The organism is Dyella monticola (assembly GCF_003363155.1).
GTDB lineage: Bacteria > Pseudomonadota > Gammaproteobacteria > Xanthomonadales > Rhodanobacteraceae > Dyella_B > Dyella_B monticola.
In genome coordinates this window covers 87,032-111,763 of sequence record NZ_QRBE01000013.1, presented here as the reverse complement: position 1 = coordinate 111,763, position 24,732 = coordinate 87,032, and the positions used below count along the sequence as shown (strand labels likewise).

The window sequence follows — 24,732 nt, the reverse complement described above, 5'->3', positions numbered from 1 at the left end:
GTCCGGGCGTCCAGGCTTTCTTGCCGAAGGTCCTGCATGGCAAATCGCCACAGCAGCCGGACGAATGGGCATAAATGCGGGATGCACGGGCGCAGCAACCCATGGACCGGAGCAGCACAATGGCTTAGTCCGAATGTGCAGACTTGTCGCTCGGACACGTCATTCCCCGTGCCGCCATGCGGCGATCACATACTTCTTGGAGCCAGAGATATGAACATCAAGACAGTCAATGCCGGCGCGATGGCCGTGATGGTGGCCGGCTTATTTGCCGCCGCTACGGTATCGGCCGCGCCCATCGGCTCGCCCGCAGGCGACCAGGCCATGGTCAAGTGCCTGAACTCCTCGTCCTGCAAAGGCCAGGGCGCATGCAAGCAGGCCAGCAATTCCTGCAAGGGACAAAACTCCTGCAAAGGCCAGGGCTTCACCATGCAGAAGACGCAGGCCGACTGCACCGCCGCACAGGCCGCTGTGAAGAAGTAATGCATCGATCGTCCAGTACCTCTCCCCTCGGGAGAGGTACCGGCTCACCCACAAATCGCCCCATGACCGCCATGCGTCCTGATGCACTTCCTTATCTGGGCTACGGCCTTGGCCTGCGCGTGGAGTATTACGAGGCGCTGCTCGCGTCACCTCCGCAAGTCCAGTGGCTGGAAGTGGTCTCGGAAAACTACATGGTGGATGGTGGCCTGCCATTGACCTGGCTCGAGCGATTCCGCGAGCGTTTTCCGCTGGTGATGCACGGTGTGTCGATGTCGATCGGCAGCACCGATCCGCTCGATCAGGATTACCTCGCACGCCTCGCTGCCCTCGCACAACGCATCGAACCGGCGTGGGTTTCGGACCACCTGTGCTGGACGGGCGTGCAAGGCGTGAATCTGCACGACCTGATGCCGCTGCCCTACACCGAAGAAGCGCTCGATCACGTGGTGAGCCGCGTGAAGCATGTGCAGGACGTACTAAAGCGTCGCATTCTGCTTGAAAATGTATCCAGCTACGTAAGCTTTGCGCAGTCGCAACTGACCGAGTGGGAATTCATCGCCGAAGTGGCCGAGCGCTCGGACTGCCTCATTCTGCTCGACATCAACAATGTGCATGTCAGCGCGACGAACCACGGTTTCTCGTCATCCGACTACCTGCGCGGCATTCCTGTTTCGCGGGTACAGCAGTTTCATCTGGCCGGCTACGAACAAGGTGAACGCCTGATCATCGATACGCACGACGCACCCGTGTCGAACGCGGTGTGGGCGCTTTACGTCGAAGCTGTTCGCCGCTTCGGCCGCGTATCAACCATGATCGAGCGCGACGACCATTTTCCGCCCTGGGCCGATCTTCTTGCCGAACTCGACCACGCACGCGCCCTGGCCGAACCATTGCTGCGGGATGCGGCATGAGCGCGCTGCAGCAGCTACAACAGCAGATGCTCCAGGCCGTGATGGGTGGCGCAACGCAGGCGCACATGATCGAGGTACGCGGCGATGTTGTCGCCGACGCACAAAGCCGCCTGGACATCTATCGTCATGGCTATCGCGTCCGCCTGCGCGACGCGCTGGCGAACGAGTTCGTGGGTTTGCAGAGCATAGCCGGACGGCGTTTTCGCGCACTGCTTGATGCGTATATCGATACGCATCCGTCGGAGCACTACAACATCCGTTGGTACGGCAGTCGGCTCGCCACTTTTCTGGACAACACACACCGCCAGACGCCGCAGCTTGCCGAGATGGCGCGCCTGGATTGGGCGATCTCGACCGCGTTCGACGCAGCGAACGAAACACACCTGAGCGCCGGCGAATTGGCCGCTGTGCCACCGCATGCATGGGCGGATCTGCGGCTTTCCTTGCTGCGTGATCTGCAAGTACTCCCCTGCACCTGTAACGTGGACGCCTTTCGCCGCGCCGCCGATAACGGTAGCGAACGACCCCATCTGCGCCGCTACGCCGCGCCGCGGCACATGCTGGTGTGGCGTCTGGATACGCAGGTCCACTACCGCCGACTGGAGGAAGACGAATGGCAGGTGCTGTCCGCCGCCCAGCACGGGGCTCCCTTCGCCCAGCTTTGCGCGACGCTTGCCGCACGCCATGGCGAGACGGTCGCGCTGCCGCGCATGGTCGCCCTCCTGCAGGCATGGCTCAGCGCGGGTCTCGTCCATGGCCTTGGCACGGCTGCTTGAGCAATAACCGGGCAGGCACGGCCGCCCTGTAACTCCAACGGCACGCAGTCCGAATAACTGGCATAGAGCCCAGCCAAGGACGCGTTGCCCATGTACATCGAGCACCCTTCCGCCCTCGCCGGTGACTCCGCCCCGCTGCGGGTGGAGCCCGCGCTGGAGTCGTTGCTCAACCAGTCGATGCTCAAGGTCGAGGTAGTGGATGAGCTGCACTACTGCGGCGGCTGGTTCATGGACGAACCGCACCACCCATGCGGTTTATTTCACCTGGTCGGCGCGGGCCAATGCCAAGTGCAAAGCGCGGTGCTGGATGGGGCGCTGGAGCTCGAAATGGGCGATCTGGTGGTATTTCCGCATGGCGACCCGCATCGCCTCAACGCATCACCAGCCAGTGACACCGGCATTGCCGATCTGATTTGCGGCGAGCTGCATTTTTCCAGCCACGCCTATCATCCGCTCAAGCATGCGTTACCTGCGTGTTTCGTGGTTCGCGCCGCGCAGGCGGACCCGCTCTTTGCACGTCTGGCGGGAATGATGGGCCAGATGGTGCGCGCGGGCCTGCCCGGCCGCCAGGTGCTGATGAACAAGCTGGCCGATGCGCTGTTCACGCTGGCGTTGTGCGATTACGCCCAGCGGCATGCCGACCGCCGCGGACTGTTCAGTGCGCTGACCGATGCGCGCATCTGCAAGGTGCTGCAGGCCGTGCATGAGAACCCGGGCCATCCATGGACGATGCAGGCCATGGCCGCGCTCGCATGCATGTCGCGCTCTGCCTTTGCCGAACGCTTTGCGCAACTCATGAAAGTGCCGCCCATGCAATACGTTACACAATGGCGCGTCAGCATGGCCGAGCAATGGCTGCACGATCGGCAGCTTTCGGTAGCCTCGATTGCCGAACGGCTAGGCTACAGCAGTGAAGCGGCATTCCGTCGACTGTTCAAGCGCGTCAGCGGTGTCTGCCCTGGCCGAATTCGCGCCCATGGCAAACAGCCCGGCGTGCCTCAGGAAATCGCCCGATACCCGCTTTCGCCGTGACCGACGCCACGCGTCAGCGTAACGCTCCCCAACTGTGCCTGTGGCCACCTCGCTGAAACGTGGCATCATTCCTCGCAGTGCGTTGGAAACCCGCGCCAGAATGACGGGGCCGCCGCGATATGTGAATGATCGGGTCTGCCTGTCCAGGGTTTGCTTACATGGTGGCTAAGGAGATCGGCTGAATGGCATCTTTTCGAAGCGGCAGAGATGGCGGCGCCATGAGCCCCGTGCGTCCCACGCTGTCGCGACGTGTCCGCAACGGCGCCGGCCCCATGACAGCGCGCAATCTGCATGGGCACGTGGTGCAAATGCTCGGTCAGCGTATCGTCAGCGGTGCGATCAAGCAGGGCGAGGTGTTGCCGCCGGAAGCCACCATGGCCGAGGAGATGGATGTAAGTCGCACGTCCTTGCGCGAGGCGATGAAAGTGCTCTCCGCCAAGGGTCTGGTGGAAGCGCGCCCCAAAGTCGGCACCCGCGTGCGCGATGCGCGCTTCTGGAACCAGCTCGACGCCGATGTACTGGCATGGCGCTGCAATTCCATGCCCACAGCGGACTTCGTGCAAAAACTTTCGGAAATGCGCGAGATCATCGAGCCGGCCGCCGCGGCAAGCGCTGCGCGCCACCGTACCGTCACGCAGCTCAAGCGCATGCAAACGGCCCTGGAGGCGATGGAGGCCGCACCCGATCCGGAAGCCTGGACCAGCGCCGACATCGATTTCCATGAAGCGATTCTTGCCGCCACCGGCAACGAATTGCTCATCTCGCTGTTTTCGGTGATTGAAACGGCGCTCAGCAGCTACTTCACGATGTCCGCGCTCACGGCGGTGAATTTCAAATACTCGCTACCGCAACACCGCGCGGTGTTCCACGCGATCCGTGACAAGGAACCGGAGGTCGCGCAAAAGGCGATGCTCAAGGTGATTTCGGATACGCGGGAGAACTTGAGCAATAAGCGGCGTAAAGCCTGATTCGAGTCCGCTCTCGTGGCCATTGCCACCCCATGGCCGTCATGCCCGCGAAAGCGGGCATCCATCTTGCTCCGATGCAACATTGAAAATAGATGCCCGCTTTCGCGGGCATGACGCCGTTGCATATGCGCATCAATGCGCTGGGTCAAACTCGATGTAATCCACATCGTAAGCATGCTCAGCACCACTGAGCACGATGGTGTTATCGCCGTTTTTCAACGTGACGTGCACATCCATCATGCTCCATCCACTGTCACCGTCAGGCTTGCCGCTGCCCACGGCAATCACATTGCCATTTACGCTGATACGTGGCGTCGCCGCGAACCCGATATCCTCATAACGCACGCGCAATACGTGCGCGCCACCCTGATCGCGGTGGATGTCAAATTGCAGCTTGCCGTAAGGCGCCGCGGCGATGCGCGCCATGCGTCGGTTCGATGCATGCGGATTGTCGATCACCACTGCGTTGGTGCGCGCGGCATCTTCCGCTTCGTACCGATTGAAGTTGAGGGGCGCATTCGCATAGAGCATCACGTTATAGGTGGCCTTCCACGCCTGGTCCAGATTTGCCGAGGACGAGGACGTGACGTGCAGAAAACTGCCGTCCTTCTGCATCAGCAAGGCCTGCGTCCAACCCGCATGAATGTTGCCCGTGATTTTTTGCACGGGCGCGGGTACTTCCCACCACGGGCCGCGACCGCCGTCGTTGTTCCAATACAGGCTACGGCCGGCTGGATCGCCATTGCCGCCAGCGCGTTCGGCGGAAACGACGATCACGCCTTGCGCGCCACCGACAGGAAACCAGCTCGTCACCGGACAGGCCGCAGGCCATGCGCCGCCTTCGGTCTCCACCGGCGTGCCGCGATCGGCGGGATCGCCGAAATGGAGACCGTCAGGGCTGAATTTCAGATGGACCTTGCCGTTCTGCGGACCGTCGATGTCTTCGAAATTCATCACGTATCGCTTATCGGGCAGACGCGTCACCACCGCCATGCCGGGGCGCTCCACGCCGCCGGGCACCGCAACATCCGTCACTTCCTTGCCCCAGGTTTTGCCGCCATCGCTGGAAAGCTTGTGCGCGAGAAGTTGATTGAAACCTTCATCCTTGTGCTGTTCGCTGGAGTAGTAGGCGATCATCCGGCCATCGTCGAGGATATGGATGTCCGGCTCCCACACGCCATGGTTGTCCTTGTCTTCCGGATGGCCGCCACCACGCACGATCGAACCGCGGTAGTGCCAGGTTTTCCCTTCATCGGTGGATGCGTAAAGTTGAAGATCTTCCTCCACCACATGCCCTTTTTCGTCGTTGCGCGTGGCGTTGGCCGCCAGCAACAAGGTGCCGCGCTTGAGGTCGCCGCTGTCACGCGTCATTTCGGAGATGTTCGGTTGCCAGCGCAGTTGCCATGGCGACTGGCCAACGTGCTCCTGGTCGGCAATGTCCTGCATGAAGTGCCAGCTTTTGCCACGGTCATTGCTGACGTAGAGCGGAATCCCCGCCATGCCGTTCTGTTCGAAAACCAGCAGCAAACGGCCATCGGCGTGCGGATCGCCCGATTGCGTCAAGCGCACCACGGAGGCGTAACCGGTGCCCTTGGCCAAAAGCTGGCCGCTTGCCACGTCCGGCGCACGGTCCTGTGCATGCGCGACCTGCGCGCTTGCCATGGCAAGCACCAGGCAACTGGCATGCAGGGCCAGATCGCGTGTCAGTCTGCGCATGATTGAGTCCTCTTGCTTTCCATCAAGAAGCGGTCGCACGTGGCAACCGCCAGGAATAAAAAAAGGAGCACCGCGAACGATGCTCCGAGGGGGAATCAAAGCTTGAAACGGAAACCCAGGCTGACGGTGCGATCCTGGAAGCGAATATCGCGCGGACGCGTGGTGCCGTCGCCCCAATATTCGTGCAGGTCTGCGCCAAGCAGATTGGTCATTTGCAGCACGACGGTGCTATGCGTACCGATGTTGTAGCCGATCGACAGGTCCACCTGGTTCGCCGGCACGATCTCGTCGTTCACGCTCGCTACGTTCTGCGCGTTGAAGCCATCGATGTATCGGCTGCGGAAGTCATACGCCAGACGCACCGACCAGTTGTACTTTTCGTACATCAGCACCGCGTTGTAGTTGTCCTTGGACACGTTCTGCAGCGGCGTGGTAACCATCGGGCCGCCGATGTATTCGGGCGACTTGGTCGAACCGTCGATGTAGGTGAAGTTCAACTGCGTACCCAGACCGTTCCAGATGCCCGGCAGGAAGTCGAAGAATTGCTGATAAGCCAATTCCACGCCCTGCAGATAACCGCTGCCGGCGCTCTGCGGCGAGCTGATCTGATACAGCTGGCCGCCGATCGTTTCGTTGGTCACGTAGCTCTGGATGTAACCGTTGATGTTGCGATAGAACGCGCCCGCGCTCGCATAACTGCCCGGCGAGAAATACCACTCCAGCGACAGGTCGTAATTCGTGGAACGGATCGGGTTGAGGTACGCGTTACCGCTGCTGCCGTTGCCCAGGCGATTGACCGTACCCGGGTTGAGCGAGATCGACGGATTCAGATCGCCGAAGTCAGGATAGGTCACCGTCTTGGCAGCATTGAAGCGCGCCTGCAGCGTATCGGTGAAATGCAGCACCGCGCTGACGTTCGGCAAATAGACCGGTGCATGAGTGGACAATTGCAGCGGCGTGTAGATGCCGGTCGCCGTGTTGAACGAATACGCATCCAGATCGCGATGTACCTGCTCCACGCGTGCACCGATCAGGCCATCCAACGGCAGGCCGAACAGCGTCGCGGAGTACGCGCTTTGCAGGTACGCGGCGTAGGTCTTCTCGTCGATGTTGTAGTAGCGACCCGGATCGACCGGCGCCAGGCCTTGGTTGGTACCGTACAGCGCGCGAATCGCATTGGCATTGCCGACCAGATAGTTGTAGCAGCCGGTCAGCCAGCCGCCTGCCAATGCCGGACTGCCAGGCATCGCGCAGAAATAATTGGCCGGGAAGCGCGCCAGTACCTGGTTGGCCGGGTTCGGATTGAGGCTGAGTTCACCGGTGCCGCCGGGCGGTGCGATCGAGTTCTGCACGCTGCCGATATAGCTGGATGTGCGATCCGCCGTACGCACGCCGAACTGCAGGTTCTGGAAGAAGCCCGATTCGAAGGTGTATACGCCATCGGCGCGCCACGCCAGTTCATTGCCGCGTTCGTCGAACCAGGTCTGGTACAGGCCGTTGAGATAGTAGTTCTGCGCGTTGTTTTGCGGATTGCCGGCAAGCGACCAGTTCTGCTGGTTACCGGCGGTGCCGTTCCACACGGTGGTGATCGGGCCTTTCAGGAACGTATCGACGATCAGCGTATCTTCGGTGTATGAGGATGCGGTCTCGGACAGGTCGGTCGAGAGGCTCCACGCATCGTTATGCCATTTCGCGCCGATCGAGCTCTGGATGTCGTGGCCATGCTCCTGATGCGTCTGCGTGCTAGTGGCGGCGTAGCTGTTGCCGCTCCAGGTTGCGCTGGTGGCGTCGCACACGCGCTGACCGTAGTAGGCGCCCGGCAGCGCGTCCGCGTAGCAATTGTTACCGACGGTGTAGGACGTCGGCGTCGCCGTGCCGTTCGGATAGGTGAAGAAGAACGGCTGGTTATAGCTGTCGTAGTCGTAATCCATCATGCCTTCGGCGTAGATTTCGGTCTGCTCGTTCGGCTTCCATTGCAAGGCGTAGTTCACTTCCGGCCGGCGGCGGTAACCGATGTTGTAGTCCGCGCCGAAACCGTTGGGCACTTCGATGAGGCTACCAGTGGAGCTGCGGATCGGCGTGCCGCTGGTTGTTTCCAGCAGGGTCGGGAAATCGCCCCACACAGCCTTGTAGTCGTAATGCTGGGTGTTGATGCTCGCATTGAGCAAAGCACCAAAATCACCGGCATCGGTATGCCAGCGATCGCTCAGCAGCAAGCTGGCATTGCCGTCGGTGCGCGCCGCTTCCGCGCTGTTGGTACCTGTAATGGTGCCGGCAACCTCAGGACCCTGGAAATCGAGCGGGCGGAACAATTGCATGTTGACCAGGCCCGCGATGCCGCCATCAGGCTGGCTGGCATCGCTGGTCTTGTAGACCTGCACCGACTTCACCGCGGTGGCGGGCAGATCCTGGAACGCGAAGGAGCGACCGGTGCTGCTGAAGATCTCGCGACCGTTCAAGGTCGTTTCCACGTTCGGCAGGCCGCGTACCACCACGGTATCGGTCTCACCTTGGAAACCCTGCGCGATCTGCACGCCGGTAATGCGCTGCATGGCATCGGCAACGCTGTTGTCCGGCATCTTGCCGATGTCCTCGGATACGATCGAGTCGACGATATTGTCCGAATCCTGCTTCATCTCGGCCGCCGAACCCAAGCTCGCATGCAGCGGCGTCACCACCACGGTGGAAAGTGTGGAAGCATCGGCCTCCTGCTTCTTTTTCTTATCCTTGCTGTTGGTGGTGGCATTGCTGGGCTGCGCGTCGCTGGTCTGTGCATTGCTCGTGCCATTGGCCGGCTGACTGATGTCGGACGGCTGGGATGCCGTCGTCGCCGCATGCACTGGGACCAACGACGATGCGATGGCTACGGCAAGCAACGTCATGGTGCAGGTGATGGTGTTGCGCTTCATGGTTCCTCCCCTTCCCGGCTTAGACTGCCCGCGTTTTGGCAATCGGCCGACCGGTGCTGTGAATGTTGGTTTTCTAAGCAGGTTTCTATATTAATACTACTATATGATCACCGGCATCCAGCCAGAAAAAAAGCCGCGACCCTGCGGCCTTCTATCGCAGTGAACCGTCAGTGCACCGTGTTCATGGCATGGGTGTCGTCCGTTAACGGCAGCAGTGCACTCGCCGGCACCACGCCACGCGGTGCACTGGTCAGCGCTTTGAAAATGTCCGCTTCGCGCTGGCGATAAGGCGTTCCGTCCTGCCGGAGCAGATCATGGAACCAGATCACCGGCGGTTGCAGCGTGTACGGACGTTGCCACGAATCCCACGGGAAAATCGTCTGCGTCTTGCCCGACACAAAACCCCAATTGACCATGCCCACATCGAGCTTCTTGCCCAGCGGAAGCACCCCGTCGATCGTCGAACCCGCACTGCGCGCCATGTATTCGGTGCAAATCACCGGGCGCCCGTACCCGCGCAATTGCTGCACGCGCTTGAGGAACGCCTCAGGGAAATCGTAGTTGTGGAACGTGATGATGTCCGACTCGGTGAGCTGCGTCCGTTCTACCGCGTTGAGTGCGTGCAAGTTGGACCAGTCCGGGTCATGCCACACGCCGCTGGTCAGCGGCTGACTCGGATGTTGGCTGCGCGCCCAGGCAAACACTTCCGGCAGCAAGTGCGCCACGCGCTGGAACTTGTCCTTCGGTTCTTCGGCCGCGTAGTTGCCACCGCCATCGTTGTCCGGTTCGTTCCATACATCCCAGGCAAGCACGCGATCGTCATGCGCAAAGCTGCCAACGATATCCTTCACATAGGCTTCCAGCTGCGGGTAGCGTGAAGGGTCGTCGAGTATCTTCGTGCCCGGTGCCTGCACCCACCCGGAGTTGTGTACGCCGGGAATCGGCGGATGTTGCGGACCCAGTGCGGGATCGGGATCCCAGCACGAATCGAACAGCACGAAAATCGGCTTGATATGATGCTTGGCGGCGATGCTCAGGAAGGTATCGATGCGCTTCTTGAAACCATCGCGATCCTGATCCCACAACAAGTTGTGCAGAAACACGCGCATGGTGGTCATGCCGAGCCCTTGCGCCCAGCCGAGCTCCTGATCGATACGCGCCGGATCGAAACTTGACGCCTGCCACATTTCCAACTGATTGATTGCATCGGAAGGAATGTAGTTGCTGCCCACCGGCCAGGGCTGCTTTGCATACCAGGCTTGCGCCTGAACCGCGCTCCATCGCTGCGCATCTGCAGCATGCGATGTCGAGACACCGATCACCGCCATTGCAAGACATCCTGCCCACCACACTCGCTTCATTGCTACATCCACCTTTGATCTTTGATACGGACTTGTTTGCAGGAGAAGGCTTTTCCAGATGCAAAACGACGCTCCGTCGCAGTACCGCTCCCTGAGCGCATCAGCGTGTTCTATTTATTCGCCGCAGCATCGATGCCGAAGCGATATACGATGATGTTCCGATAGGTTTCACCCGGGGCCAGGCGTGCCGATCCGAAATCGGGATGATTGGGTGTATCGGGAAACAATTGCGGCTCCAGTACGAACGCATCACCCTGCCGATAAATATGGTGATCCTTGCCCACCGTCGTGCCGTCCAGGAAATTACCGGAATAGAACTGCAACCCGGGCTTGCCGGACCAGAGCTTCATCACACGACCCGATTGCGGATCTTCTACGCGCGCAACCACGCGCGGCTCGACTTCCTTGCGACTGAGCACCCAGTTCATGTCGTAGCCGTGACCGAACAGCAACTGCTGCGATCGACCATCGCGGATGTCCCGCCCGATCGGCTTGGCCTTGCGAAAATCGTAAGGCGTGCCGGCGACCGGTGCGAATGATCCGGTGGGAATGGCGGCGGCGTCGCTCACCGGCGTGATGGCATCGCCGGGAATCATCAACTCCTGATCCATCACCGAACCGGAGCCTTCGCCGGCAAGATTCCAATACGTATGATTGGAAATATTGACGATCGTGGGCTTGTCCGTCGTCGCTGAGTAGCCGATTTTCAGCTGGTTGTCGTCACTCAGCGAATAAGTTGCCTTGACGGTGAGCGTACCCGGATAACCCTGGTCGCCGTCGGGGCTGACGTACTCCATCGTGACACTGGGTGTGGCGCCGGCTTTCACATCGAGAATCTTCCACGCCTGCATGTCGAAACCTTTGGCGCCGCCATGCAGGGAGTTCGCGCCGTCATTCAAGGTGAGGTTATAGGTCTTGCCATCCAGCGTGAATTTCCCATGCGCGATACGGTTGGCGTAGCGACCCACCGTGGCGCCGAAATATTGCCGGCGATCCAGATAACCCTGCAGCGTGTCGTAACCAATCACCACGTCGGCGAGCTTGCCGTTGCGATCGGGCACCAGCAGCGATTGCAACGCCGCGCCATATGTCATGACGCGCGCACGCATGCCATGACTATTGGTCAAGGTAACGATCTCTACATTCTGACCATCTGCCGTGTGTCCAAACGACGCGCGGGTGGCCTGCCCGGCCGCTGCGGCGAGCGGCAGCATGGCCGCTACCGTGTAGATGGAACCGAGCAGAACAGCACGTTTCATCAAGCGGATCCCCTTCCCGAATGGAGTGGTGACATGCCCTGTCGCTTCTGAGCATATTGTATGATTATATACACGCAGGGCCGGCTGGGCTTTACGCGCTGCAGCATGAGCATCGAACGATTCAAGTGGGGGCAGAGCGAGTGATGTTTGCATGAGTGGGGATTGACGCAACGCGTGGCGGAAAAACCAGGTGTTATAAGCAGGCAACATGACAAACACACCATGCGGGCTGCAACCTGCGAACAGTTACCGGCCGTAACCATCCGATACGAATACTTTTGCGCAATGCAGCACGACCTTCTCTTTTCCATCACCGAACATGAGCACCGATGAGAGTTGCAACCACCCGTAATTTGCACGGCCATGTCACCCACGAGCTGGGAGAGCGCATCGTGAGCGGGGCATTGCGGCCCGGCGAGGTGCTGCCGCGCGAGGAAGCGCTGGCCGAACAGATGGCCGTAAGCCGCACGGCGCTGCGTGAAGCATTGCGCGTGCTATCCGCCAAGGGCCTGGTCGAAGCGCGTCCGAAGGTTGGCACGCGCGTGCGCGAAGAACGTTACTGGCAGCAACTCGATGGCGACGTGCTGGCGTGGCGCTGCGCATCCATGCCGCCCGCCGCGTTCGTGGAGAAGCTGGTGGAAATGCGCGAGATTTTCGAACCGGCGGCCGCGGCGTTCGCTGCGCGTCGCCGCGATGAGGCGCAGCTCAACGAGCTCCAAACGGCCTATCTCGCGATGGAGGCAGCACGCACCAGTGATGAGTGGGTCGAGGCGGATATGCAGTTTCACGAGGCCGTATTGGTCGCCACGAACAATGAATTGATGATCTCCTTGTTCTCCGTGGTGGAGACCGCGCTCGGCGCGTTCTTCGTGCTCTCCGCGCACAGGAGCAACGATTTCAAATATTCGTTGCCTTATCACCGCCAGGTCTTCGAGGCGATACGTCGCCGGCAACCCGAGGTCGCGCGTCGCGCCATGCAGCAGATGATTCTGGACGCACGCGCCAACATCACCGGTAAGCGCCGTGCGAGGAAATCCGCATGACGGATGTACGGCTCATTGGACTGGATTGGGGCACCAGCAGCCTGCGCGCCTATCTTTATGATGCTGATGGCAACGTGGTAGCCACGCGTCAGCGCGCATGGGGCATTCGCCACTTGCCCGAAGGCGGCTTCGCGGCGGCATTGCAGGCCATCACCGTCGACTGGCCTGCCTGCGTAGCCGTGGCAGCAGGCATGGTCGGCAGCCGCCAGGGCTGGCGCGAAGTGCCATACACCAACGTCCCGGCGGACGCGGCGAGCATCGCGCGCGGTATGCAACGCGCGGATGCCTGTGACAGCCACGCGCTCTGGATCGCACCCGGCCTGTGTCAACGCACGCCCGCCGATGTGATGCGCGGCGAGGAAACACAAATCATCGGCGCGCTGGCGCAACAACCGCTTTATCACGCGAGTGCGCGGTTTGTGCTGCCTGGAACGCACAGCAAATGGGCAACCGTGGCCGATGGTCGCATCGTCGCCTTCGACACCGTGATGACGGGCGAAGTGTATGCGTTGCTGATGCAGCACTCCATCCTGAGTGCGGGCGTTCCGGTGGGCGCAATGCCGCACAACATGGAAGCCTTCACGCGCGGTGTGTGCGTTGCGCGCGATAGCGGCGCGGAAGGCGCTTTCAGCCGGCTTTTTTCCACACGCGCGCAGATGTTGGCGGGCGATCTCGATGCGGCCGACGTACCCGATTTCGTGTCCGGTCTCCTGATCGGCGAAGAATTCCGTATTGCGCGCATGCGCAACGACGGCGACATTGCACCGCTTTGCCTGATCGGCGAATCGGCGCTCTGTGATCGTTACATCGTGGCGGCCGGGCACTTCGGTTATGGATCGCCGCACGTCATTGCCGATGCGTCGGCGCAGGGACTTTGGCAACTTGCTTCTGCCGCCGGCTTGCTCGCTAAGGCAACGCTTCATTCTTTTTCCGGAGTAGCAACATGATTCGCGCATGGCTCGATCCCCTTCCCCTTGTGGCCATCCTTCGTGGCCTGCGTCCAGAAGAAGCGCTGGATATCGGCCGTGCGCTTGCGGAAGAAGCGTTTCGCGTCATTGAAGTACCAATGAATTCGCCCGAGCCGCTCGACAGCATTCGTTTGCTGTCATCGGAGCTGGGGGATCGATGCCTGATCGGTGCGGGCACCGTGTTGCGACCCGAACAGGTGGCGCACATTGCTGCTGCGGGAGGACGGGTGATCGTCATGCCACACGCCGATACCGCGGTGATCGCCGCCGCCAAGCGTTCGGGCATGTATTGCATACCCGGTGTCGCCACGCCCACCGAAGCGTTCGCCGCCATGCAGGCCGGCGCTGATGCGATCAAGCTCTTTCCCGCCGAGCTGCTGACGCCGGCCGTGCTCAAGGCGTGGCGCGCGGTGATGCCGCGCGACTGGGCGATGCTGCCGGTCGGCGGCATCACGCCCGATACGATGGCTCCTTATATCGCCGCTGGCGCCGGTGGCTTTGGCCTCGGCTCCGCGCTTTACACACCCGGCCGCGAGGCGAGCGATGTCGGCCGTCGTGCTCGTGCCTTCGCCCAAGCCTGGAAAACACATTCTCAAGGACATACTGCATGAAGATCACCCGTCTCACGACGTTCCTCGTTCCGCCCCGCTGGCTGTTCGTACGCATCGATACCGACGAAGGTGTCAGCGGTTGGGGCGAACCGGTGGTGGAAGGCCGCGCACACACGGTTGCGGCGGCGGTCGAGGAGCTTTCCGACTACTTGGTCGGCAAAGATCCGCGCCATATCGAAGATCACTGGAATGTGATGTACCGCGGCGGTTTCTATCGCGGCGGCCCGATTCTGATGAGCGCGATCGCAGGCATCGACCAGGCGCTTTGGGATATCAAAGGCAAGCATCTTGGCGTACCCGTGCATGCGCTGCTGGGTGGCCCGGTGCGCGATCGTATCCGCGTGTACTCGTGGATCGGTGGCGATCGCCCTTCGGACACGGCGAAGGCGGCAAAGGATGCAGTAGCGCGTGGGTTCACCGCGGTGAAGATGAATGCCACCGAGGAAATGCATTTTGTCGACACGCACGCCAAAGTGGAGCGCGTACTGGAAAACGTACAGGCCGTGCGCGATGCGGTCGGACCGGAGATCGGCCTTGGCCTGGATTTCCACGGTCGCGTGCACAAGCCGATGGCAAAGGTGCTGATGCGCGAGCTGGCACCGTTCAAGTTGATGTTTATCGAGGAGCCGGTGCTTTCCGATCATCTGGAATGCATACCGGAACTGGCCACCATTTCACCTGCGCCGATCGCACTGGGCGAGCGTCTGTATTCGCGCTATGACTTCAAGCGGGTGTTCGCCACTGGTGGCGTGGATATTATCCAGCCCGATCCCTCGCACGCAGGCGGCATCACCGAAACACACAAGATTGCGATGATGGCCGAAGCCTACGATGTGGCGTTGGCGCTGCATTGCCCGCTCGGCCCGATCGCACTGGCGGCTAACCTGCAGCTTGATGCGATCTGCCACAACGCCTTCATCCAGGAGCAGAGCCTGGGCATTCACTACAACGCTACCAATGACTTGCTCGACTACGTCACCGATCGCAACGTTTTCTCCTACGAGAATGGCTACGTGACCATGCCGGGTGGGCCTGGACTGGGCATCGAAGTGAACGAAGCCTATGTCGCCGAGCGCGCCGCAGTGGGTCATCGCTGGCGCAATCCGATCTGGCGTCACAGCGATGGCAGCGTCGCCGAATGGTAATGCTTTCCACGGAATCCAACATGCCCATGTTTGCTACGTATCCCAGCCTGGTCGACCGCGCGGTGCTCATCACCGGGGGCGCGACCGGTATCGGCGCATCCTTCGTGGCGCACTTTGCGCAGCAAGGCGCGCGGGTTGCTTTTCTCGATATCGACCAGGCCGGTGCGGCGGCGTTGTGCGATGCGTTGCCGGAGGTTCGTCATGCACCGCTGTTCTTGCGTTGCGATGTCACCGATCTTTCCGCGCTGCGCGGCGCGATCGCCACGGCGAGTCAGTCGATCGGAACCATCGGCGTATTGATCAATAACGCGGCCAATGATCGGCGCCATCGCCTGCAGGACACGACGCCTGAGGAATTCGAGCAAAGCATCGCCGTCAACCTGCGCCATCAGTATTTCGCCACCCAAGCGGTCGTGCCCGGCATGCGCGAACGGGGTGGCGGCTCCATCCTGTGCCTGGGTTCCACCGGCTGGATGATCAAGAACGCCGGCTATCCAATGTATGCGATGGCGAAGTCGGCCGTGCGCGGGCTGGTCAATGGACTGGCGCGCGAGCTGGGCAAGGATCACATTCGCATCAACGCGCTGGTGCCCGGCTGGGTGATCACCGACAAGCAACGCGAGCTATGGCTGGATGAAGCCGGCGAAGAAGAAATCCGCCGCAAGCAATGCATGCCCGGTTATCTGGGTGGCGACGACCTTGCACGCGCCGCGCTGTTCCTGGCCGCCGATGACAGCTGCATGTGCACCGGGCACGATTTCATTGTCGATGGCGGCTGGGCATGAGCGTGCAGGCCTCATTGGTGCTGGATGCACGCAATACGCTGGGCGAAGGTGTGACGTGGTGCACACGCAACCAATCGCTCTATTGGACGGACATCCATGCGTCGATGTTGTGGCGCTATCGACCCGCCGATGGCAACACGCGCCGCTGGCCCATGCCCGAACGGCTCGCCTCGTTTGCCTTGTGCGAGAACGATGGCTGGTTGTTGCTTGGCCTGGCCAGCGGGCTGGCGTTCTTCCACGAAGACAGTGGCGAAATGATCCGCGTCACCGACGTCGAGCGCGGTTTGCCGACGCGCTTGAACGATGGTGCGTGCGATCGCCAGGGCCGCTTCGTGTTCGGTACGCTGCACGAACCCGTCGGCGACGAAGCGCGACGCGCCGCAGGTCATTTCTACCGCCTGCATACCAACCTCGTCCTGGAGCAATTACCCCTAGGGGAGGTTGCGATCAGCAACAGCATCGCGTTCAGTCCCGACGGTGGCACGATGTATTACTGCGACTCAATAACGCGCATCGTGCACAGCTGCCGATACGGCGACAGCGTGGCGGATGTGCGCGTGCACATCGACCTGTCGCAGCAGCAGAGCGAGCCGGATGGCTCGGCGGTGGACAGCGAGGGTGGACTGTGGAATGCCGAGTGGGGTGCGGGCCGCGTGGTTCGTTACGATCCCCATGGCAAGCCAGACCGTGTTATCACCGTGCCTACGCAACAACCCACGCGCGTTGCCTTTGGCGGCGAGCGGCTCAACATGCTTTACATCACCAGCGCTCGCGACGGATTGTCCGACGACGCACTGGCGAACGATCCGCATGCCGGCGGCCTGTTTGCCGTCGAAGTGCCTTTCACCGGCATGCCCGAACCATGTTTTGCCGGCCGGCCTGCATGAGCCGGCTTTTTTTATGCGTTACGAAGAAGATGAAAACATCCGCACGACGCGACCGACCGGGGAGTCATTCATGAGTGCAGTTTCAACACCTATAGCCACACCCGCGCACGCCAGGGCCACTGCGATTTTCACCTGCATATTGGCTGCGTTGGCCGGGCTGATGTTCGGCCTGGACATTGGCGTGATCGCCGGCGCACAGCAATTCATCCAGAAAGACTTCGGGATCAGCGATAACACCCTGGAGTGGATTGTCTCGATCATGATGGCTGGCGCCGCAGTGGGCGCGCTGAGCGCCGGCTGGCTGTCCGCCCACCTCGGACGCAAGCGCTCGCTGATTCTTGGCGCAGTGTTGTTCGTAGCTGGATCCGTGCTGTGCGGTGTGGCGTGGACGCCCGGTGTATTGATCGCGGGCCGCTTTGTGCTCGGTCTGGCGATCGGCATCGCCAGTTTCACCGCACCGCTGTATTTGGCTGAGATCGCACCGGAATCGATTCGCGGCGCCATGATTTCGCTCTATCAGCTAATGATCACCATCGGCATCCTCGTCGCGGCGCTCTCCAACGCAGCCCTAAGCTACACCGGCAGTTGGCGCTGGATGCTGGGCATCATCGCGATCCCTGGTGCACTGTTCCTGCTCGGGGTGGCCTTCCTGCCGGAAAGCCCGCGCTGGCTGATGATGCGCAACCGCCAGTCCGAGGCCGAGCAAGTGCTGCACCGGTTGCTCGGCAGCAACGACGCCATCGAGCGCGAGATCGGTGAGATCCGCGAGCAGCTGAAGACGCCGCAGCGCGGTGTGCATATGTTCTTCCAGAACGCGAACTTCCGCCGGTCGGTGGGCCTGGGCGTGCTATTGCAGATCATGCAGCAGCTCACCGGCATGAACGTGGTGATGTACTACGCCCCGCGCATCTTCCAGGGCATGGGCTATGCCACCGAAGCGCAGATGTGGTTCACGGTCATCGTCGACCTGGTCAACGTACTGGCCACCTTCATCGCGATCGGCCTGGTGGACAAACTGGGCCGCAAGCCGATCCTGCACATCGGCTTTATTCTGATGGCGTTGGGCCTCGGCGTGGTCGGCACGATGATGCACCTGGGCATCCACTCGCACGGCGAGCAGATCTTCACCGTGGGCATGCTGCTGATCTTTATCGTGGGCTTCGCGATGTCCGCCGGCCCACTCATCTGGACGCTGTGCTCGGAGATCCAACCGCTCAAGGGTCGCGACTTCGGCATCGGCTGTTCCACCTTCACCAACTGGGCGGCCAATTGGCTGGTGGGCGTGTCCTTCCTGAGCTTGCTCAACGGCATTGGCAATGCGGCAACGTTCTGGCTCTACGCCGCCTTCAACGTGGTGTTCATCGCGTTGACGATCTGGCTGGTGCCGGAAACAAAGGGCATCACGCTGGAACAGATCGAACGCAATCTCATGAGTGGCAAGCGGCTGCGCGACATCGGCCGCTGATCCATCGCAGTTTGCAAGAGGGGAACACCCGGCCGGAGCACACATCCGGCCGGTTACATACAACAAGAACGACTATTCGGCTTTGTCTTCAACATCACATGTCGCCACTTGCGGCAGAGGAGATGCTTTATGAAACACCCGAGATTTTGGTCGACTTGGCGTTCCCTTGGCTTGCTGTTGTTGGTCGTCTCGCTTGCCATCGGCACGCGACCAGCGCACGCCGCCACCGGTACGCTGCTTAGCGGAAGCACGCTTTATCCGCGCGTGGTTCGCCTGGAGCATGGCCCAGCATCCGTCAACGGCATGCTGGTGGCGAGCACGAACGGCATCATCTTTCAAAGCACGAACAATGGCGCGAGTTGGAATTTGATCGGGCCTGTACCGACGATCAGCGGTAGTACCGAATACTGTTGTGCGACGCTCTACGAGCTACCTCAACAAGTTGGCGCACTGGCAGCAGGAACACTGATATTCGCGGCGACCTACAACAACACCACCACACCGGCCATTGAGGTCTATACCAGTACCAACCAAGGTGTCTCGTGGTCGTACCACAGTACGCCCGTGCAAGGCGGAGATAGCTCACACGGTTTGTGGGAACCGGAGTTTGAAGTCGCCAATGATGGTGGACTGGTGATGTTCTGGTCCGACGAGACGGATGCGTGTTGCAGCCAGAAACTCGCACAGATCCGCACCTACGATGGATTGACCTGGCAGGACAAAACCAACACCGTCGCCAGTACCGTCCAGGCGGATCGCCCGGGCATGGCCACGGTGAGCAAGCTGCCGGACGGCCATTTCTTCATGAGCTATGAACTGTGCGGTCCTGCCGCGTGCACCGTGTTCTATCGCACGTCCACGGATGGCTGGAATTTCGGTGACCCGACCAACACTGGCACAAAAGTGGCCACCGCCACGGGGCAATATCTGGAACACGCGCCGGTGAATGTGTGGAGCCCATCCGTCATTTCCAGCAACGGCGCGATCGTGCTGGTCGGACAGGTGATGTACGAGTCGAGCGGTGCAGTGTCCAATTCCAACGGCGAAGTATTGTTCGTGAACACCAACGTCGATGGCAGCGGCAACTGGTACACGATCAATGCGCCCGTGCAGGTACCTACGGCGTACAACAATTATTGCCCGAACTATTCGTCCGCCCTGCTGCCCGCTACGGATGGCTCGAACATTCTCGAGCTCGCCTCCGATTACAACAATGGCGGCTGCATTACCTACTTCGGCAGCGAATCGTGGAACAACCTGCCGACGGATGGTTCGGTGCACGCGTTCCACAACATGCAAAATACCTCGCTGTGCCTGGACGACACGGGCTGGGGCACGACCAACGACACCAGTGCCGAACTGTGGGATTGCAACGGACTGGCCGTACAAAACTGGGTGGTGCACGCCGAGGGCGGTGGTTGGTACAGCATCCAGAACCAGTACTCAGGGCTGTGCGTGGACAACACAGGCGGCAGCACTACGCCTGGCAATCTGGTCACCCTATGGGGTTGCGTAGGCAATGCGAATCAGTCGTGGTTGTTCATGGATCTGGGTAACGGCACGTACAAGTTGATGAACCAGGCGTCTGGATCGCTGAATTTGGACGACACCGGCGGCTCGACGACGGAGGGCACGCAACTGCAGATCTGGACCGATAACGGGTTGGCGCCACAGCAGTGGTTGCTTGACTGACATCAAGGTCGCACTCCATCGTAGAACAAGAAAGGCCGGCAGAATGCCGGCCTTTCTCTTATGCCATGAAAGTGACGCTTACTTGGTGGGTGTCTGCTGCTTGAGTCCGCGATCGATCAGCATGGGCTCGAGGCTCGGATCGCTGCCACGCCAGTCCTTGTACAGCTTGGCGAGCTCTTCGGTGTTGCCGCGCGAGAGGATCATGGCGCGGAAGTGGTCGCCGTTTTCGCGCGTCAGTCCACCGTGGTCCTTGAAGTTCTCGAAGGCGTCGTCGGCGAGCATTTGCGTCCACAGGTACGCGTAGTAGCCGGCCGCATAGCCATTGCTCCAGATGTGCAGAAAATAGCTTGAGCGATAGCGCGGCGGTACATAGGAAAGGTCGGTGCCATCTTTCTTCAGCGCAGCCGCTTCGAACGCATCGACGTCCTGCTTGGACTGATCCGCCGACAACGTATGCCAGTTCATGTCGAGCATCGCCGCGGAAACCAGTTCGGTCATGTCGTAGCCCTTGTTGAACAACTGGGCTTTCTTGAGCTTGTCCACCAGCTCCTGCGGCATCGGTTCGCCGGTCTTGTAGTTCTTGGCGTAGTGGGCAAAGACCTTCGGATCAAACGCCCAATGCTCGTTGAACTGCGAGGGGAATTCCACGAAGTCGCGCGCAGTCTGCGTACCCGATAAGGTGGGGTATTGCTCGTCCGCGAAGATGCCATGCAGGCCGTGGCCGAATTCGTGGAACATGGTAACCACGTCATCGGTCGACAGCAGCGCCGGCTGGCCCGGTGCAGGCTTGGTGAAGTTCGCAACGTTGTAGATCACCGGCTTGGTGCCCAGCAGCTTGGACTGCTGCACGAAGTTATCCATCCACGCGCCGCCGTTCTTGTTGTCGCGTTTGAAGTAATCGAAATAGGCCAGCGCGATCGACTTGCCGTCTTTGTCGAACACTTCGAACACGCGTACATCCGGGTTGTAGACGGGGATGTCTTTGCGTTCCTTGAAGGTAAGGCCGTAAAGCTGGTTGGCGGCGTAGAACACGCCGTTCTGCAGCACGTTGTCCAGTTCGAAGTACGGCTTGATCTGTGACTCATCCAGATCATATTTGGCCTTGCGCACTTCTTCGGCGTAATGCTCCCAATCCCACGGTTCGAGCTTGAAGGTGGGTTGCTTGAGCGCAGCCTGATCGTTGTCGATCTGCTTCTGGATGTCGGCCGCTTCCAGCTTGGCGCGCGCGACGGCGGCGGGCGCGAGCTTGCCCATGAAGCTCATCACCGTTTCCGGCGTTTTGGCCATCTGATCTTGCAGCGTCCACGCGGCGTAATTGGGAAAGCCGAGCAGCTTGGCTTCCTGTGCGCGCAACTGAGCGATGCGCGAGATGGTGTCGCGCGTGTCATTGGCATCGCCTTTTTCCGCGCGCATCCACGATGCTTCGAATAACGCCTTGCGCGTGTCGCGATCGGTCAGATCCTGCAGTTCGGGTTGCTGCGTCGTGTTCTGCAGCGTGAGTACCCATTTGCCATCGAGGTGTCGATCCTTGGCGGCCTGGGCGGCGGCGGCGATGTCTTCATCGGAAAGACCGGCAAGCTTGCTCTTGTCGTCGACAACCAGCGCGCCGTCTTTGGCGGCGGCAAGCAACTTGTTGTTGAACTGCGCTTCGAGGCTCGCCTCTTCCTTGTTGTAGTCCTTGAGCTTGGCCTTGTCGGTGTCCGAAAGCTTGGCACCGGCCATGACGAACTGGCGATACACCACATCGATCAGGCGCTGCGATTCCGGGTCGAGCTTGAGCGAGTCGCGCTGATCGTAGACAGCCTGGATGCGTGCGAAAAGCTTGCTGTTGAGATGGATGGCATCTTCGTGCGCAGCAAGCTTGGGAGCTTCGTCTTCCTGCACTTTCTGCAGCGCGTCGTCGGTGTTGGCGCTGGTAACGGCGTTGAAGACGGCCATCACGCGATTAAGCAACACGCCGGTTTTTTCCAGCGCCACATAGGTGTTCTCGAAGGTCGCCGGCTCGGGATTGTTGGCGATCTTGTCGACCTCGTCCAACTGCTGCTTCATGCCTTCTTCGATAGCCGGCTGATAGTCGCCGTCCTTGATCTTGTCGAACGGCGGCGCCTGATAGGGCAGCGTGCTGGCGGTGAAGAACGGATTGCTCATCGGCGCCTCGGCGGTAGCGGTGGTCGCTGCTTTGGCCGGCGCGCTGGCAGAAGCGGCCGGCGCGCTGGCGTTTTCATTATGGGATTGCGAACAGGCGGCGAGCGCGACGGACAAGCCGATCGCGAGAACACGAAGACGAAGCATGGAAGCTCCCCGGGAAAGTGGCTGCCGACGGGCAGGAAGGTGAAAGACTAGCGCCCGACTCTAGCCAGAGCCATCCCCCCCTTCCAAGCCTGCCGGATGACCTACCGGGCGGGATTCCCTTCAGGTGCTATAGGTACGGTCTTTCCACTTGGAGCGCACGCCGCGCCAGTAGCGGATCGCCGAGCTCCAGGTCATGCCCAGATAAAGCACCGCACCCAGCGGCAGCAGGAGAGCCCAGGCCAGCCGCATGTGGTAGTAGCGCAGCATGGGCACATAGCTCAGCATCATCGCCGCCAGCGCCAGCAAGCCCAGGCGCCAGGCCGGCGAGCCGAGCATGGCGAAGGGCAGCCCGTAGGCGATGGCGAACAGCACCGTCACCACCAGCAAAAGCAGCGTGGAATAGCCCAGTTGGGTGAAGGCCGAGCGCGCCACCATATCGTGAATGGAGCGCAGATTGCCGTAAGGGCGCAGGCTGACCACCCCGCGGCTCAAGCCCAGCCAGGTGCGGTAGCCGGCGTTCTTTATCTGCCGGGCCAGGGTGCAGTCGTCGATCAGCGCATTGCGCAGGCTGGCGAAGGCGCCGGCCTGTTGCAGCGCCTGGGTATCGACCAGGATGCAGCCGCCTGCCGCCGCCGCGACCAAACGCGAGGATGAGTTGGAAATCGAAAAGGGGTACAGCAGCTTGAAGTAATACACGAACGCCGGCAGCAGCAGGCGATCCCAAAAGCTGGTACGGCGGAGGTCGGCCATCAGCGAAACGAATTGGCGATTGTCGTGCTGCTTGTGCGCGAGCAACGCCGGCAACAGGCCGGGCTGCAATTGGATGTCAGCATCCAGCAGCAAGGTCATCGGTGTGTGCACGTGCGCGTTGCCCTGCTCCAGCGCCCATAGCTTGCCTGCCCAGCCTTGCGGCAAAGGCTGCCCGCCAATCACACGCACATTGGGGAAGGCGGCGGCGATGTTCCCCGTGTCATCGGTGGATTGATCGTCCACCACAATGATCTGCAAGCCACTGCCTTGAGCCTGCAGGCCAGACAGCGTGAGGCCGATGACATCGGCCTCGTTGCGTGCGGGGATCAGTACCGTGATCTGACTGAGATCGACCGACGCGGCGTGCGGGTCGGCCTCGATCCGTTCACGGGTACTCCAGGGCCGCCACGGTGTCAGCAGCAGCCCTACCCACATCAATGCCGGCAGCGACGCGGCAATCCATTCCAAGAGCCCCATCGTCGGCCGTTTTCAGATCAATGGTTCGCGTCGGTCGTGGTGGACGTGCGGCGCTGGATCGAGCTGATCGGAATGTGGATGGCCGTCGCATCGGCACGGTTGCCGTACTTCACCGGCAAATCCGGCGCCATCGGGCCATCGGTGCGCGGACCGAACATCGACACCTTCAGCGCCTTCAACGGATGGGCGAACATGTCGTTCACGGCAGTGCCTTCGAAGCCGCAATGCGCCATGCAGTTGTCGCACTTCGGATTGATGCCGACACCGTACTTCTCCCACTCGGTCTCTTCCATCAGTTCCTTGTAGGTCTTGGCGTAGCCTTCGTCGACCAGCAAGTAGCACGGCTTCTGCCAGCCGAAGATGTTATACGTGGGGTTGGACCACGGCGTGCACTGGTACGCCTGGTTGCCCGCGATGAAGTCCATGAACATCGCCGACTGATTGAACGCCCACTTGCGCTTGCGTTCCTTGCCGACCTTGAAGATGTCGCGGAACAGTTGCTTGCTCTCGGTACGGCCCAGGAACACATCCTGGCGCGGTGCATGCTGGTAGCTGTAGCCCGGCGACACGGTGATGCCTTCCACGCCCAGTTCCATCGCGTAGTCGAAGAAGTCGGCGACTTCTTCCGGCGGCTCGCTGTTGAACAGCGTGCAGTTCACCGTTACGCGGAAACCTTTGGACAGCGCCAGCTTGATCGCCGTGACAGCCTTTTCGAACACGCCATCCATGCAGACGGATTTGTCGTGCTGCTTCTCCAGTCCATCAAGATGCACGGACCAGGTGAAGTACGGTGAAGGCTTGTATTCATCGATATGCTTGGGCATCAGGATGGCGTTCGTGCACAGGTACACGAATTTCTTGCGCTCGATAAGACCTTCAACGATCTTCGGCAGATCCTTGTGAATGAGCGGCTCACCCCCGGGAATGGACACCACGGGCGCATCGCACTCGTCCACCGCAGCCAAGGCTTGCTCCACGCTCATGCGCTTTTGCAGGATTTCCTTGGGCTGATCGATCTTGCCGCAACCGGCGCACGCCAGGTTGCATTGGAACAATGGCTCCAACATCATCGCCAACGGGTAGCGCTTCTGACCACTCAGCTTCTTCTTGAGAATGTATTGAGCGATCGTGGTTTGTTGAATAAGAGGGATACCCAAGGGATTCTCCGGAATGTCTGTGCAGCGCTGCGTGCTTGGTGCAGCCGC

At 60.7% G+C, this 24,732-nt stretch carries 20 protein-coding genes; 13 read left to right on the top strand and 7 right to left on the bottom strand.

The features are described 5' to 3' along the window. The first annotated feature begins 210 nt into the window (after positions 1 to 210). The 5 genes from bufA2 (at position 211) to DWU98_RS18055 (ending at position 4,167) form a co-directional block, all read left to right on the top strand. A complete protein-coding gene (gene bufA2, locus DWU98_RS18075) occupies positions 211 to 480 on the top strand; it encodes a BufA2 family periplasmic bufferin-type metallophore (protein ID WP_115496967.1) in 270 nt (89 codons plus the stop codon). A 62-nt stretch (positions 481 to 542) separates the two neighbouring features. Next, entirely contained in the window at positions 543 to 1,391 is an 849-nt protein-coding gene (gene bufB, locus DWU98_RS18070; RefSeq protein WP_230474922.1) for an MNIO family bufferin maturase, read from the top strand. Beyond that, positions 1,388 to 2,167 carry an HvfC/BufC N-terminal domain-containing protein gene (locus DWU98_RS18065; protein ID WP_115496965.1) on the top strand — a complete coding sequence of 260 codons (780 nt, stop codon included), beginning with the start codon at positions 1,388 to 1,390 and terminating at the stop codon, positions 2,165 to 2,167. Before bufB ends, DWU98_RS18065 begins: the two co-directional genes overlap by 4 nt. A gap of 90 nt (positions 2,168 to 2,257) precedes the next feature. After that, positions 2,258 to 3,199 (top strand): helix-turn-helix transcriptional regulator, encoded by a 942-nt coding sequence (locus DWU98_RS18060; protein ID WP_115496964.1) that lies wholly within the window; start codon positions 2,258 to 2,260, stop codon positions 3,197 to 3,199. A 182-nt stretch (positions 3,200 to 3,381) separates the two neighbouring features. Beyond that, complete coding sequence (locus DWU98_RS18055; RefSeq protein WP_230474921.1) at positions 3,382 to 4,167, top strand: FadR/GntR family transcriptional regulator; 786 nt, start codon at positions 3,382 to 3,384, stop codon at positions 4,165 to 4,167. Between the two features lie 132 nt (positions 4,168 to 4,299). On the opposite strand, the gene DWU98_RS18050 is transcribed toward DWU98_RS18055, so the two are convergent. From DWU98_RS18050 to DWU98_RS18035, 4 genes are all read right to left on the bottom strand, one after another. Further along, the gene (locus DWU98_RS18050) at positions 4,300 to 5,883 is read right to left on the bottom strand and encodes an exo-alpha-sialidase (RefSeq protein ID WP_230474920.1); all 1,584 of its coding nucleotides are present in this window, start codon (positions 5,881 to 5,883) and stop codon (positions 4,300 to 4,302) included. A 95-nt stretch (positions 5,884 to 5,978) separates the two neighbouring features. Further along, a complete protein-coding gene (locus tag DWU98_RS18045; RefSeq protein WP_115496962.1) occupies positions 5,979 to 8,792 on the bottom strand; it encodes a TonB-dependent receptor in 2,814 nt (937 codons plus the stop codon). Positions 8,793 to 8,959: 167 nt separating this feature from the next. After that, positions 8,960 to 10,120 (bottom strand): glycoside hydrolase 5 family protein, encoded by a 1,161-nt coding sequence (locus DWU98_RS18040; protein WP_230474919.1) that lies wholly within the window; start codon positions 10,118 to 10,120, stop codon positions 8,960 to 8,962. Positions 10,121 to 10,263: 143 nt separating this feature from the next. Beyond that, positions 10,264 to 11,412 (bottom strand): aldose epimerase family protein, encoded by a 1,149-nt coding sequence (locus DWU98_RS18035; protein WP_115496960.1) that lies wholly within the window; start codon positions 11,410 to 11,412, stop codon positions 10,264 to 10,266. 329 nt (positions 11,413 to 11,741) lie between these two features. Between DWU98_RS18035 and DWU98_RS18030 the strand changes: the two genes are divergently transcribed. The 8 genes from DWU98_RS18030 to DWU98_RS17995 all read left to right on the top strand — a co-directional run bounded on the left by DWU98_RS18030 (position 11,742) and on the right by DWU98_RS17995 (position 20,008). Continuing rightward, positions 11,742 to 12,455 carry a FadR/GntR family transcriptional regulator gene (locus DWU98_RS18030; protein ID WP_115496959.1) on the top strand — a complete coding sequence of 238 codons (714 nt, stop codon included), beginning with the start codon at positions 11,742 to 11,744 and terminating at the stop codon, positions 12,453 to 12,455. Further along, positions 12,452 to 13,402, top strand: coding sequence for a 2-dehydro-3-deoxygalactonokinase (locus DWU98_RS18025; protein ID WP_115496958.1), 951 nt, complete (start codon positions 12,452 to 12,454; stop codon positions 13,400 to 13,402). Before DWU98_RS18030 ends, DWU98_RS18025 begins: the two co-directional genes overlap by 4 nt. After that, complete coding sequence (locus DWU98_RS18020; protein WP_115496957.1) at positions 13,399 to 14,034, top strand: 2-dehydro-3-deoxy-6-phosphogalactonate aldolase; 636 nt, start codon at positions 13,399 to 13,401, stop codon at positions 14,032 to 14,034. The genes DWU98_RS18025 and DWU98_RS18020 overlap by 4 nt, the downstream gene beginning before the upstream one ends. Then, positions 14,031 to 15,179 (top strand): galactonate dehydratase, encoded by a 1,149-nt coding sequence (gene dgoD, locus DWU98_RS18015; protein WP_115496956.1) that lies wholly within the window; start codon positions 14,031 to 14,033, stop codon positions 15,177 to 15,179. The genes DWU98_RS18020 and dgoD overlap by 4 nt, the downstream gene beginning before the upstream one ends. A 20-nt stretch (positions 15,180 to 15,199) precedes the next feature. After that, positions 15,200 to 15,964: an SDR family NAD(P)-dependent oxidoreductase gene (locus tag DWU98_RS18010; protein WP_115496998.1), complete on the top strand. Its 765-nt coding sequence runs from the start codon at positions 15,200 to 15,202 to the stop codon at positions 15,962 to 15,964. Further along, complete coding sequence (locus DWU98_RS18005; protein WP_115496955.1) at positions 15,961 to 16,851, top strand: SMP-30/gluconolactonase/LRE family protein; 891 nt, start codon at positions 15,961 to 15,963, stop codon at positions 16,849 to 16,851. Before DWU98_RS18010 ends, DWU98_RS18005 begins: the two co-directional genes overlap by 4 nt. Then, positions 16,775 to 18,316, top strand: coding sequence for a sugar porter family MFS transporter (locus DWU98_RS18000; RefSeq protein WP_329955407.1), 1,542 nt, complete (start codon positions 16,775 to 16,777; stop codon positions 18,314 to 18,316). Before DWU98_RS18005 ends, DWU98_RS18000 begins: the two co-directional genes overlap by 77 nt. A 129-nt stretch (positions 18,317 to 18,445) precedes the next feature. Beyond that, positions 18,446 to 20,008 (top strand): RICIN domain-containing protein, encoded by a 1,563-nt coding sequence (locus tag DWU98_RS17995; protein WP_115496954.1) that lies wholly within the window; start codon positions 18,446 to 18,448, stop codon positions 20,006 to 20,008. 78 nt (positions 20,009 to 20,086) lie between these two features. Here DWU98_RS17995 and dcp read toward each other — a convergent pair whose 3' ends face one another. The 3 genes from dcp to hpnH form a co-directional block, all read right to left on the bottom strand. Beyond that, positions 20,087 to 22,300 (bottom strand): peptidyl-dipeptidase Dcp, encoded by a 2,214-nt coding sequence (dcp, locus tag DWU98_RS17990; RefSeq protein ID WP_115496953.1) that lies wholly within the window; start codon positions 22,298 to 22,300, stop codon positions 20,087 to 20,089. A 120-nt stretch (positions 22,301 to 22,420) separates the two neighbouring features. Then, positions 22,421 to 23,518, bottom strand: a complete 1,098-nt coding sequence (locus DWU98_RS17985; RefSeq protein WP_425480244.1) for a glycosyltransferase — start codon at positions 23,516 to 23,518, stop codon at positions 22,421 to 22,423. 26 nt (positions 23,519 to 23,544) lie between these two features. Beyond that, positions 23,545 to 24,684: an adenosyl-hopene transferase HpnH gene (gene hpnH, locus DWU98_RS17980; RefSeq protein ID WP_115496951.1), complete on the bottom strand. Its 1,140-nt coding sequence runs from the start codon at positions 24,682 to 24,684 to the stop codon at positions 23,545 to 23,547. Positions 24,685 to 24,732 lie beyond the last annotated feature (48 nt).